Here is an 11,727-nt window from a genome sequence, read left to right as displayed (position 1 = left end):
CTTTTATTATCACCAATACAGAGATCTCTATTTGTACTCGTCTCTTATTTCGTTGCTTTTTGCAAAGCACACAGGAGAGGCATTTTCTTGTTCCAAATCTTCATTCTTATTCAACATTTTAGCATTAAATTCTTTGGATTTATTTTTAGGTATGGAAAGAGATTTCCAATCACTGTTTTTAATCATTTTTGCGATATATACCATTTGTCCAACATGATAGGCGTAATGAGAAAGTTGCCTGAACAATGCATCTGCCACCAACATTGCCTCACCACGAATCGTTACGGTGTTCTTTAGGTTTTCTTCATCGAGTTGTTCCAAAGCCTGAAAAAGACAATCCCAACCTTTTTCCCAAATATTCAAGAGTTCTTCTTTGGATTGGTAACTATTTTCGAATTCAGCATCGCGATTACGCCACGGTTTTTCGCCGTCTTCGGTGAGGAAATTTGTAAATCTGGACTGCATGTTTCCAGAAATGTGATTTACCAAAACTGCGATACTGTTGCTTTCCTCATTGTATTGCCAATGCAATTCATCTTCCATCAGGGGTTCCATGGCTTTTTCGCCAAGGTTTTTATAGAATTGAAATCGTAGGGTCAATAGATGTTTCATAATTCTCCTTTTTATTAAGACTTGTTTAAAATGATAGTTTGGCAAAGTTCTTCATAATCAACAGCACGAATTGACCAATAAAATTACGAATTTATCAGCATAATAAAAAAAATAAAAAAAAATAAATCATTATTTATCGGATTCGTTGTTTATGTTCAAAAATAAGATATATTTGTCCTGATTAAAAATCATCACAAAATAGTATGACATCACATTCCACTTCATCAAAATTACTGGATTTGTTTAGCCTATTGATCTATTCAAAATTTCTGAGAAAACCCACTTGACCATCGTATTCTACTCAAAAATAAATATGAAAAACGAAAAAATAATCATACAAAAAAAAATATACGATGATCCCTAAAAAAAACAGCTGGGCCGAGCCTTATAAAATAAAAATGGTGGAACTCTTGAAGATGACCACTCCAGAGCAAAGAAAACAAGCACTAAACGAAGCTGGATTTAATACTTTTTTATTAAAATCTGAAGATGTTTATATAGACCTACTCACCGACAGCGGAACCAATGCCATGAGCGACGAACAATGGGCCGGAATGATGCGTGGTGATGAAGCCTATGCCGGCAGTAAAAATTTCTATACCCTAGAAGACACTGTAAAAGAAGTTTACGGTTACCAATATTTGGTACCTACCCACCAAGGTAGAGGTGCTGAAAATATCCTATCCCAAATCATGATCAAACCAGGAGACATCGTCCCTGGCAACATGTACTTCACCACCACCCGACTGCACCAAGAATTAGCTGGAGGTATATTTCATGACATCATCATTGATGAAGCCCACGATTCTGAAAATGAATTTCCATTTAAAGGAAATATCGACTTGAATAAATTGGAAAAATTGGTACAAGAACATGGAGCCGACAAAATACCGTACATCTGTGTAGCCACTACCGTTAATATGGCTGGTGGACAACCGGTAAGCATGGCCAACCTGAAAGAACTGAGAGCCTATACCCAAAGTAAAGGCATTAAAATTATGTTGGACATGACCAGAATTGCCGAAAATGCCTACTTTATCCAACAAAGAGAAGAAGGATACCGACTGAAGACCATTGCCGAAATTGTAAAAGAAATTTGCAGTTATACCGATGGAGCCACCTTTAGCGGAAAAAAAGATGGTTTGGTGAACATCGGTGGATTCCTTGCCCTAAACGATTGGGAGACATTTGAAGAAGCCCGAAACATGGTGGTTGTGTACGAAGGATTGCACACCTACGGAGGATTGGCAGGAAGAGACATGGAAGCACTTGCCATCGGCATACGAGAATCGGTGCAAGATGCCCATATGAAAGCCAGAGTGGGACAGGTTTTATACCTGGGCGATAAAATGAAAGAATTCGGGATCCCTATTGTAACTCCGGTAGGTGGACATGGAATTTTTGTTGATGCTAAACAATTTTTGCCTCACCTTACTCAAGACCAATTCCCAGCGCAGACTTTGGCTGCAGAAATCTATCTGGATGCCGGCATCCGCACCATGGAAAGAGGCATCGTATCGGCAGGAAGAAAAGCCAATGGTGAAAATTATTATCCTAAACTGGAGTTGGTTCGTTTTACCATTCCAAGAAGGGTCTATACCCAAGCTCATATGGATGTAATTGCCGAATCTACTGCCAGAGTTTATGAGAGAAGAAATGAAATAAAAGGACTTAAAATGATCTACGAGCCGAAATATCTTCGTTTTTTCCAAGCACGATTTGAGCAGCTTTAGTACCCAAAAAAATACGATCAATTTCAAATTTGATTTTTTTTGTTTTTCCAAGGAACCCGTTTCCTTGGATTTTTTTTGGGAAAACTTTTCAAAAAAAAAGAAAGCCACCTTTTTCAAGTGGCTTTCCATTATTTAAAAAAACATTAAGCTTGTGGTGCTTGTGGTTCTTCAGATTTTTCTGTTTTTGGTTTTGCTTCTGGTTTAGGAGGTCTTGGCAACAACACTTTTCTAGAAAGTTTCATTTTCTTTCTATCGTCGTACCCCATAAATTTCACTTCAACCTCATCGCCTTCAGCATACGGAACTTTGTCCAATCTCTTCCATTCGATTTCTGAGATATGAAGCAAACCTTCAGTTCCTTTTGCGATGGCAACAAAAGCTCCGAAATCCATCACCTTCACAACTTTACCTTTGTACACTTCGCCTACAACCGGTACGAATGTTATCTCGTTGATGGCTGCAATGGTTGCGTTGATATTTTCTCTAGAAACGCCTGAAATTTCGATTCTACCGATTTCTCCAATTTCTTCAATAGAAATAACCGTTTCAAAATCTTTTTGCATTTGTTGAATGATTTTTCCACCAGGTCCGATAACTGCACCGATAAAATCTTTAGATATTTCCAAAACTTCCATTTTTGGAGCATGTGGTTTAACATCGGTTCTTGGAGCATCAATGGTTTTTAGGATTTCGCCCAAAATATGCAAACGACCATCTCTAGCTTGGTTCAGGGCTGTTTTCATAATATCCATAGACAAACCTTGGATTTTAATATCCATTTGGCAAGCTGTAATTCCGTCTGCAGTTCCTGTTACTTTAAAGTCCATATCACCCAAGTGGTCTTCATCTCCTAAGATGTCAGAAAGTACCGTAAATTTTCCCGTTTTAGGATCGGTAATCAATCCCATTGCAATACCGGAAACCGGTTTTGTAATTTGTACCCCTGCATCCATAAGAGCCAATGTCCCGGCACAAACCGTTGCCATTGAAGACGATCCGTTGGATTCTAAAACATCAGAAACCACACGGATGGTGTATGGATTTTCAGCAGGAATGATGTTTGCTAAAGCTCTTTGAGCCAAGTTTCCGTGTCCTACCTCTCTTCTGGAAGTTCCTCTTAGTGGTCTGGCTTCGCCGGTAGAGAATGGTGGGAAATTATAATGCAAGAAAAATCTTTGATCGTAGTTAATAGCAACCGTATCGACCATGTTGGCATCTTTTACAGATCCTAAAGTTACCGCTGTTAGAGATTGGGTCTCACCTCTTGTAAAGATTGCAGAACCGTGTGCACCAGGAAGATAATCTACTTCCGACCAAATAGGACGAATGGTTGTTGAATTTCTACCGTCCAAACGGATTCCTTCGTTCAGGATCATTTGTCTCATGGCTTCTTTTTCAACATCGTGGTAATATACTTTCACGAAAGACTCCACTTCTGCTCTTTCTTCTTCAGAATATTGAGACAAGAACTCTTCCAAAACCGCTTTGAATTTTTCTCCTCTTTCTTCTTTTGCCGAAGGAACTCTGGCTACTTGATATACTTTGTCATAACATTCTTTCCATACTTTCTCACGGATTTCTTCGTTATGCACTTCATGGCAATATTCTCTTTTTGTTTGTGATGAAGCAATTTTTGAAGCCAATCTTTCTTGAGCTTCTATTTGTACTTTAATTTCTTCATGTGCAAATTGGATGGCTTCGATCATCTCTGCTTCGGAGATTTCTTTCATCTCACCTTCCACCATTACGATGGAATCTTTGGTGGCCCCTACCATGATATCCAAATCGGCTTTAGCCAAATTTTCAAGGCTTGGATTGATGGACAATTGACCGTCTATTCTTACCACTCTTACCTCAGACATAGGTCCATTGAAAGGGATGTCGGTAATGGCAATCGCTGCAGAGGCAGCAAGTCCTGCCAACGATTCTGGCATAACTTCTTTATCATAAGAAATCAGGGAAATCATCACCTGTACTTCTGCGTGGAAATCTTCTGGGAAAAGCGGACGCAGAACTCTGTCCACCAAACGCATGGTTAGGACTTCTTCATCAGAAGGTTTGGTCTCTCTACGGAAAAAGTTACCCGGTATTTTACCACCGGCATAGAATTTTTCTCTATAATCAACGGTTAATGGTAGGAAATCTACCCCTGGATTAGCGTCTTTATTGGCAACAACGGTGGCTAACAACATGGTTCCGCCGCATTTTACAACAACAGATCCGTTGGCTTGTTTGGCTAGTTTGCCCGTTTCGATGGTAATTTCTCTACCATCTTTTAATTGAATTTTTTCAATAATTGCTTGTGGAGCATTCATAAATTTGTTCGTCTTAGGCACTCCGTATTGAGTGCAGTTAATATTAATCTTTAAAAAAATTTCTGGGCAAAGGTAGTATTTTTTACTCAGCTAGCCGTCATTATCAATTCTTAATTTCCTAAAAATTAATGATTTTAAAGGAGAAAAATAAAAAAAAGCAACTCATAAATTTGAGTTGCTTTAGAATTCTTTGTAAAGAATAGATTATTTTCTTAATCCTAATTCAGCAATAATTGCTCTATATCTTGCGATATCCGTTTTCTTAAGATAATCCAACAAAGCTTTTCTTTTACCTACCAATTTCACCAAAGATCTTTCTGTGTTATAATCTTTGTGATTCGCTTTCAAGTGACCTGAAAGGTGGTTAATTCTGTAAGTAAAAAGCGCAACTTGTCCTTCAGCGCTTCCTGTGTCTTGTGCAGATTTTCCGTGTTTTGCGAAGATTTCTGCTTTCTTTTCTGATGTTAAGTACATGCAAATATTGTTTAATGATTATTATGTAACGAGCTGCAAAAGTATAACTTTTTTTTGAATCGCCAACCATTATTTAAAAAATCTATTCAACTGTATAGGTGAAAAATACAACAATCTATTGAATAAACTTTTGATTTCCCTAGAAATAAAACTACTTTTGTATGAATTATGAAGAGGAATAAAATTCTTATTTACACCACAGTTACCGTACTTTTAGGAGGCTTAGCTTACCTAAAAGCACAACAACTTGTGCAAAATAAAATACAAAATAACGAAATTAAACAATTAAAAAGTAAAAAAATCCTCTATTTCAATCCGGACATCCAACCCGATTTGGAAGAGATCAAAGAGCCCAGTAACTCTACTTTTTTCTCAGCTGCTTCGGATAAATTAAGCGAAAACAATCAAAACATCCTATTAAGAGCCGATCAATTGATTCCTTTTGACGAAGTTAATCCGGACACCATAAAAGAATATTGCCTAAACAACCAAGCCGACTATGCTGTGGTTTCGAAAATTAAATATTTCAAGGTAGGTTTAGGCAAATATGTATTTTCCAGCCAGGTAATCGTTGGCATGAAACTCTACAATGCGCATGGCGATCTCCTAACAGAAACACAATACGATACTTATAAAAAAAATAAACGGCTTTTGGGTTCTGCAGAAAATTTTGTAAAACTGGGAACAAAAGGAGCTTTGAAAGAAGTCCTCAGATGCCTAAAATTACAAAAAACAAATTCTTCGACTTAAAAAAATTAAAAAGAAATAAATAAACTCTTATTTTTTATAAAATTTAAGGTACTTTTGTGCGCTTTGAATTTTTGATCAGTCCCACATCTTCATGGAGTTCAATGCAATTTTTAATTTAATAACCGGTCAAAATATTTAGATTAAAATGGATACTAAGAAATTGATTTTTAACCCGGCAGATATTGCAGAAAATCTGAGTGAACTGCACGCAGATGAAAGACTTCTGGCATTCCTTAGGATTCCAAAAGAATATAAAGCAGAGGTTTTTGCCCACTTAGATCCGGATTTCCAAGAAGAAACCATCCGAAGCATTGGTAGCGAAGAGGTTTCTGAAATCTTGAACGGCATGACTCCGGATGACAGAACCGCTTTGTTCGAAGATTTCCCGGACGAACTGATCAAATATTCCATCAACCACCTTAATCCTCAGGAAAGAAGGATTGCTCTGAAACTTTTGGGCTACAAACCCAATTCCATTGCCAGGTTGATGACCCCCTACTACATCCAAATCCGAAAGGAATGGACCGTAAAAAAATGCCTTCAACAAATAAAAAAAGTAGGCAAAAAAGTGGAAACCATGAACCACCTCTATGTGGTTGATGAAAAAAACAGACTCATCGACGATTTAACCATCGGATCCTTATTGTTGGCCGAAGAAGAGGATTTGGTTTCTGACATTACCGACAACCATTTTGTTGCCATCAGTACCACCACCACCAAAGAAGATGCCGTTTCTTATTTTGAAAAATACGACAGAACCGTACTTCCAATTGTCACAGAAGCCGGAGTCTTGGTAGGCATCGTGACCATTGATGACATTTTGGATCAGATTGAACAACAAAACACGGAAGACATCCAAAAATTCGGGGGTTTGGAGGCATTAGACCTTCCTTACACCCAAACTTCATGGATGGAAATGATCCGAAAAAGAGCCACTTGGCTGATCATTTTATTCGTTTCCGAAATGCTCACGGCTTCGGCAATGGGATTCTTTGACCATGAAATTGAAAAAGCTGTGGTACTTGCTCTATTCGTCCCACTGATCATTTCTTCTGGTGGTAATTCAGGATCACAAGCCGCCACACTCATCATCCGGGCTATGGCTTTGCAAGAAATCACGCTTAAAGATTGGTGGTATGTCCTAAAAAAAGAAATTACCTCTGGTTTATTTTTAGGCGGAATCCTCGGTGCTATCGGATTTTTAAGAATCATGCTTTGGCAGGAAATGGGACTTTACGACTATGGCGAATATTGGGTTTTTGTTGGATTAAGCGTTTCATTGTCCTTGGTAGCCATCGTTCTTTGGGGAACACTAAGTGGATCCATGATTCCTTTTGTATTGAAAAAATTCAAACTGGATCCTGCAACCTCATCTGCTCCGTTTGTGGCCACTTTGGTGGATGTAACCGGTCTGATCATCTACTTCACCGTTGCCGGACTTTTCCTTTCAGGAAAGCTGCTTTAACCTAAAATTATTATGAGAATCATCTCACTAGTCCCGTCCATTACCGAAACTTTGTTTGATTTTGGATTAACGAACATTGAAATTGTTGGTCGAACAAAATTCTGCATTCATCCAAAAAATAAGGTAGAAAAAGTCGCACAAATCGGAGGCACAAAAAACATTGATGTCGAAAAAATAAAAGCGATCAATCCGGATCTTATTATCGCCAACAAGGAAGAAAATGTAAAAGATCAGGTAGAGGAATTGATGCCCTATTTCCCGGTTTGGCTTACAGAAATAGATACTTTAGAAGACAATACTCAATTCCTAAAAGAGCTGGGTAAAAGACTTGATAAATCGGAGATTGCCAATAAATGGATTGAAAAAGTTAAGGATGCATTTCCCCAAAAAATTTTGAATAAAGACCTTTCCTACAGCTATCTCATCTGGAAAAAACCGTACATGACGATCGGGCACGACACCTTTATCCATCATATTTTAGAAAGACTTGGGCTAAAAAACACACACATTCATCAGTCCAGATATCCGATGATAGAAATTTCGGATATGGAAAATTCGGATTTTATACTGCTTTCAACAGAACCGTATCCTTTTCAAGAAAAACACAAAGTTGAGCTTCTGGAGCAACTACCCAATAAAAAAATCATCATTGTTGATGGTGAAGCTTTTTCGTGGTACGGAACCCATTTGGCAAGATGCAAACGGTATTACCAAGATTTGATCCTGCAAATTGAAGTTTTAAAGTAATCCGGCAACTTTTTCGCAAATCCATTCCAACAACGCTCTATCTTCATCGGTAAAAGGATTTAAGGTATGCGAGTCGATATCAATTTGTCCTAAGTTTTCTCCATTTTTCATGATGGGAACAACGATTTCGGCTTTGGTTTCTACAGAACAGCTCAGGTAATTGTCTTGCGCCATAACATCCGGAACCACAAAAGTTTGGTTGGATACGGCAACCTGTCCACAAATTCCTTTCCCATACGGAATTACCGTATGATCGGTGGATGCTCCTACATAAGGGCCAAGAATCAACTCGTCTTTGTTACCGTTTTTAAAGTAAAATCCCGTCCAATTAAAATAGGAAATTTCCTGATTTAAAAATTGACAAATCTTCAACAATTTGTCGTTGATATTGGTACTTGGACTTTCAATTATTATCGACAGTCTTTTTTTAAGTTCTGTATTATTCATGCGTATCGTCTGCTAACATTTCGTTTTTATACCCAAACATACCTCGGTATTTGATCATTTCCGGAACTCCGGCTGGCAATTGGCTTTCCCAACCTTTTTCGTTGCGGGCTATTTTTTCAAGAATTTCTCTGGAATAAATTTCCAAATACTTCATGTTGTAATTTTCGATATCTACAATTCTCCTGTTGTGTTTGAAGTATTTGTACAATTCTTTCAGATTTTCATCTACCCTTAGATTGTCAGAGTTCAGCAAAATTTTATTATCCATATCGTAATACGGGTAAAGATAAATTCTTACATTTTTCTTGAACACCTTACCGAAAGCCTCCAAAATCCCACCTGACAAGTGGTTGTAGTATTTTTCTTCGAATACCATCAACAAGTTGTTCACGCCCATCGCAACTCCAACATTCTCTTTGGTGTATCCTGCGAAATAGTCAACCAATTTATAGTATTCCGAAAAATTGGAAATGATAACATTGTAACCCAATTTCCCCAAAACATCTACCCTATCCAAGAAATCTCTTTCGTCTATGGCTCCGGATGCTCTAAGATTGGAGATGGTAATTTCAAACAAAACTTCCAAATTATCATTATGGCAATTGTTGTCTTTCATGAACATTTCCAAACCGTTGTCGAACATATCGATATTCACTCGGGTTACGGGTCTGAAACTTCCACGAACTGCAAAAATATTTTTTTTGTACAGCAAATCTGCTGGCAACATGTTGTGCCCATCAGGATTGAAAATAACAGCATCGGTCATCCCCATTCTGACCAACTGCAGACTCATCAATCGGTTGTCCACATATTCGAAAGAAGGACCGGAGAAATCGATCATATCAATTTCCAACTTGTCCTTAGCGATATCTTCATACAAAGATTCGATCAATCTTCTGGGATTATCCGAATAGTAAAAAGCACCGTAGATCAAATTTACCCCAAGAAAACCAAGAGTCTCTTGTTGCAGAGCGGCATCGTTATCGTGAAATTTTACATGAAGTACGATTTCGTTGTACCCTTCATCGCATTTGGATTGAAAACAAATTCCTACCCAACCGTGACCTTGGTTGGTTTTGTCAAAGTTAATGGTGGTTACCGTATTGGCATAGGAAAAAAACCTTCTGTCCGGAAAATTCTCTCTATTGAGTCGTTCTTCAATCAAAGACACTTCATAGCGAAGCATTTTTCTCAAACGATTTTGGGTAACATATCGGTTTTTAGGTTCCTTACCGTAGATGGCATCGGAAAAATCTTTATCATAAGCCGACATGGCTTTTGCAATGGTGTTAGAAGCACCACCAACACGGAAAAACTGCCTAACCGTTTCCTGACCGGCGCCAATTTCGGCAAAAGTCCCGTACACGGAGGAGTCTAAATTGATGGTAAGTGCTTTTTGTTTTGGGGTAAGTTTATGTTCTAACAGGGACATTTCAAAATTTTTGTAAATTTACCAAAATTAACCCAACCTTGAAAATATGAAGTTAAAATTTTTAGGCACAGGAACTTCACAAGGAATTCCCGTAATCGGTTGCGAATGCAAGGTTTGCACCTCTACAAATCCTAAAGACCAGCGACTAAGAACCTCGGCACTCATCACCACCGACCATCTGCACAAAATCCTGATCGATTGTGGTCCCGACTTCAGAACTCAAATGTTAAACCAGAAAGAAAAAAACATAGATGCCATCCTGATAACACACGAACACAACGACCATGTCATTGGTTTGGACGATGTAAGACCCATACTGTTCAGGGGGAAAAGCTCCATGCCCATCTACTGCAACCAAAGAGTCGGCAACGAAATAAAACTTCGCTTTCCGTATGCTTTTTCCGAAAACAAATACCCGGGAGCGCCATCGTTTGATATTTTCGAAATGCAAGAAACCTTACATTTATTTGATGTTGAAATAGAAACCATCCATCTGTTGCACCATCAGCTTCCGATCTTAGGATTCAAATTCAACAAAACAGCATACATTACGGACGCATCCCTCATCCCTGAAGATGAAAAATTGAAGTTGAAAAATCTTGATTTTTTAATTTTAAACTGCATTCGAAAAGAAAATCCCCATCCTGCACACTTTATTTTAGACGATATTCTGAAGCTTAACGCCGAATTGAAACCAAAAACTTTATACATCACCCATCTTAGCCACCATTTTGGCAAACATGAAGAAAACCACCAACTCCCTGACAATGTTAAACTTGCATTTGATGGATTAGAAATTGAACTATAAATTTCAAAAAAAAATAAAAAAACTCTTGGAGTTTTAAAAAATACCCCTATATTTGCAACCGTAAAACAATAGCGGCCCAGGTGGCGGAATTGGTAGACGCGCTGGTCTCAAACACCAGTTCTTAGGAGTACCGGTTCGATTCCGGTCCTGGGTACACGGGAATCCCTCATAACGAAAGTTGTGAGGGATTATTTTTTTAGTGACTTCGCCAACAAGTTTTCAAGTGATCGTTGACCAAACCCGTGGCTTGTAAAAAAGCGTACACCACCGTCGAACCCATAAATTTGAAACCTCTCTTTTTTAAAAACCCAGCAATAGTATCCGATAACTCTGTTGTTGCAGGAACATCAGAACTGCTTTTAGGAAAATTCACAACAGGCTCACCTTCAACAAACGACCATATAAAATTAGAAAACGATCCGTATTCTTCCTGAATCTCTATAAACCGCTTTGCATTGTTTATGGCCGCTAAAATTTTCAATCTATTTCTAATTACATCAGAATTCGACATCAATTCTTCCACCCTATCTTCATTATACCGAGACACTTTTACCACATCAAAACCATCAAAAGCATTTCGAAACCCGTCTCTTTTTTTCAGGATCGTATGCCAGTTGAGTCCCGCTTGAAAGGCTTCAAGGATCATAAATTCAAAAAATATTTTATCATCAAAGACGGGATTTCCCCATTCTTCATCGTGATATCTTCTATACAAATCGTCCTTTTCGCACCAAGGACAGCGAAACCGTTCTGCCATCACACAAAATTTTCATCAAAATTACAGATTGTATTTTTGTTTTAATTTAATTTTAACATCGAACTTGTTTAATGTTTCCTAATCAAAATACAACAGAATGCGAGCAGATGAAAATCCCTCCAATGTTTTTCTTTAGTTTCATATCGTATTAATAGCGCTTTAAAGCTATCTATCCAAGCGTTCATTC

The 11,727-nt window shown here is 38.0% G+C and carries 11 protein-coding genes and 1 tRNA gene; 6 read left to right on the top strand and 6 right to left on the bottom strand.

Annotation, left to right across the window (positions count from 1 at the left end; translation table 11 throughout):
* Nucleotides 1-27: 27 nt before the first annotated feature.
* Nucleotides 28-612 carry a DUF1572 family protein gene (locus tag EIY84_RS07435; RefSeq protein ID WP_124641787.1) on the bottom strand — a complete coding sequence of 195 codons (585 nt, stop codon included), beginning with the start codon at nucleotides 610-612 and terminating at the stop codon, nucleotides 28-30.
* Nucleotides 613-965: 353 nt separating this feature from the next.
* On the opposite strand from EIY84_RS07435, the gene EIY84_RS07430 reads away from it, so the two are divergent.
* Nucleotides 966-2,345, top strand: coding sequence for a tyrosine phenol-lyase (locus EIY84_RS07430; protein ID WP_124641785.1), 1,380 nt, complete (start codon nucleotides 966-968; stop codon nucleotides 2,343-2,345).
* Nucleotides 2,346-2,488: 143 nt separating this feature from the next.
* Here the strand turns inward: EIY84_RS07430 and EIY84_RS07425 are convergent, their stop codons facing one another.
* Nucleotides 2,489-4,660 carry a polyribonucleotide nucleotidyltransferase gene (locus tag EIY84_RS07425; RefSeq protein WP_124641783.1) on the bottom strand — a complete coding sequence of 724 codons (2,172 nt, stop codon included), beginning with the start codon at nucleotides 4,658-4,660 and terminating at the stop codon, nucleotides 2,489-2,491.
* 204 nt (nucleotides 4,661-4,864) lie between these two features.
* The gene (gene rpsO / locus EIY84_RS07420) at nucleotides 4,865-5,134 is read right to left on the bottom strand and encodes a 30S ribosomal protein S15 (protein WP_124641781.1); all 270 of its coding nucleotides are present in this window, start codon (nucleotides 5,132-5,134) and stop codon (nucleotides 4,865-4,867) included.
* Nucleotides 5,135-5,302: 168 nt separating this feature from the next.
* Here rpsO and EIY84_RS07415 point away from each other — a divergent pair, with 168 nt between their 5' ends.
* The 3 genes from EIY84_RS07415 to EIY84_RS07405 all read left to right on the top strand — a co-directional run bounded on the left by EIY84_RS07415 (nucleotide 5,303) and on the right by EIY84_RS07405 (nucleotide 8,096).
* A complete protein-coding gene (locus EIY84_RS07415) occupies nucleotides 5,303-5,884 on the top strand; it encodes a pyruvate decarboxylase (protein WP_124641779.1) in 582 nt (193 codons plus the stop codon).
* Nucleotides 5,885-6,029: 145 nt separating this feature from the next.
* The gene (gene mgtE / locus EIY84_RS07410; RefSeq protein WP_124641777.1) at nucleotides 6,030-7,349 is read left to right on the top strand and encodes a magnesium transporter; all 1,320 of its coding nucleotides are present in this window, start codon (nucleotides 6,030-6,032) and stop codon (nucleotides 7,347-7,349) included.
* A gap of 12 nt (nucleotides 7,350-7,361) precedes the next feature.
* The gene (locus EIY84_RS07405; RefSeq protein ID WP_124641775.1) at nucleotides 7,362-8,096 is read left to right on the top strand and encodes an ABC transporter substrate-binding protein; all 735 of its coding nucleotides are present in this window, start codon (nucleotides 7,362-7,364) and stop codon (nucleotides 8,094-8,096) included.
* Here the strand turns inward: EIY84_RS07405 and EIY84_RS07400 are convergent.
* Entirely contained in the window at nucleotides 8,088-8,543 is a 456-nt protein-coding gene (locus EIY84_RS07400) for a GAF domain-containing protein (protein WP_124641773.1), read from the bottom strand. The two genes, EIY84_RS07405 and EIY84_RS07400, sit on opposite strands and share 9 nt — an antisense overlap.
* Nucleotides 8,536-9,975 (bottom strand): TonB-dependent receptor, encoded by a 1,440-nt coding sequence (locus tag EIY84_RS07395; protein ID WP_124641771.1) that lies wholly within the window; start codon nucleotides 9,973-9,975, stop codon nucleotides 8,536-8,538. Before EIY84_RS07395 ends, EIY84_RS07400 begins: the two co-directional genes overlap by 8 nt.
* A 46-nt stretch (nucleotides 9,976-10,021) precedes the next feature.
* Here EIY84_RS07395 and EIY84_RS07390 point away from each other — a divergent pair, with 46 nt between their 5' ends.
* Nucleotides 10,022-10,783, top strand: coding sequence for an MBL fold metallo-hydrolase (locus tag EIY84_RS07390; RefSeq protein ID WP_124641769.1), 762 nt, complete (start codon nucleotides 10,022-10,024; stop codon nucleotides 10,781-10,783).
* A gap of 74 nt (nucleotides 10,784-10,857) precedes the next feature.
* Nucleotides 10,858-10,937: transfer RNA gene (locus EIY84_RS07385), tRNA-Leu, on the top strand.
* A 42-nt stretch (nucleotides 10,938-10,979) separates the two neighbouring features.
* Here EIY84_RS07385 and EIY84_RS07380 read toward each other — a convergent pair.
* Nucleotides 10,980-11,540, bottom strand: a complete 561-nt coding sequence (locus EIY84_RS07380; RefSeq protein WP_124641767.1) for a DNA-3-methyladenine glycosylase I — start codon at nucleotides 11,538-11,540, stop codon at nucleotides 10,980-10,982.
* Nucleotides 11,541-11,727 lie beyond the last annotated feature (187 nt).

Source organism: Amniculibacterium aquaticum (assembly GCF_003852705.1).
Taxonomy (GTDB): Bacteria; Bacteroidota; Bacteroidia; order Flavobacteriales; family Weeksellaceae; genus Amniculibacterium; species Amniculibacterium aquaticum.
The sequence above is the reverse complement of the archived record's forward strand: the minus strand, read 5'-3'. Positions and strand labels throughout refer to the sequence as shown.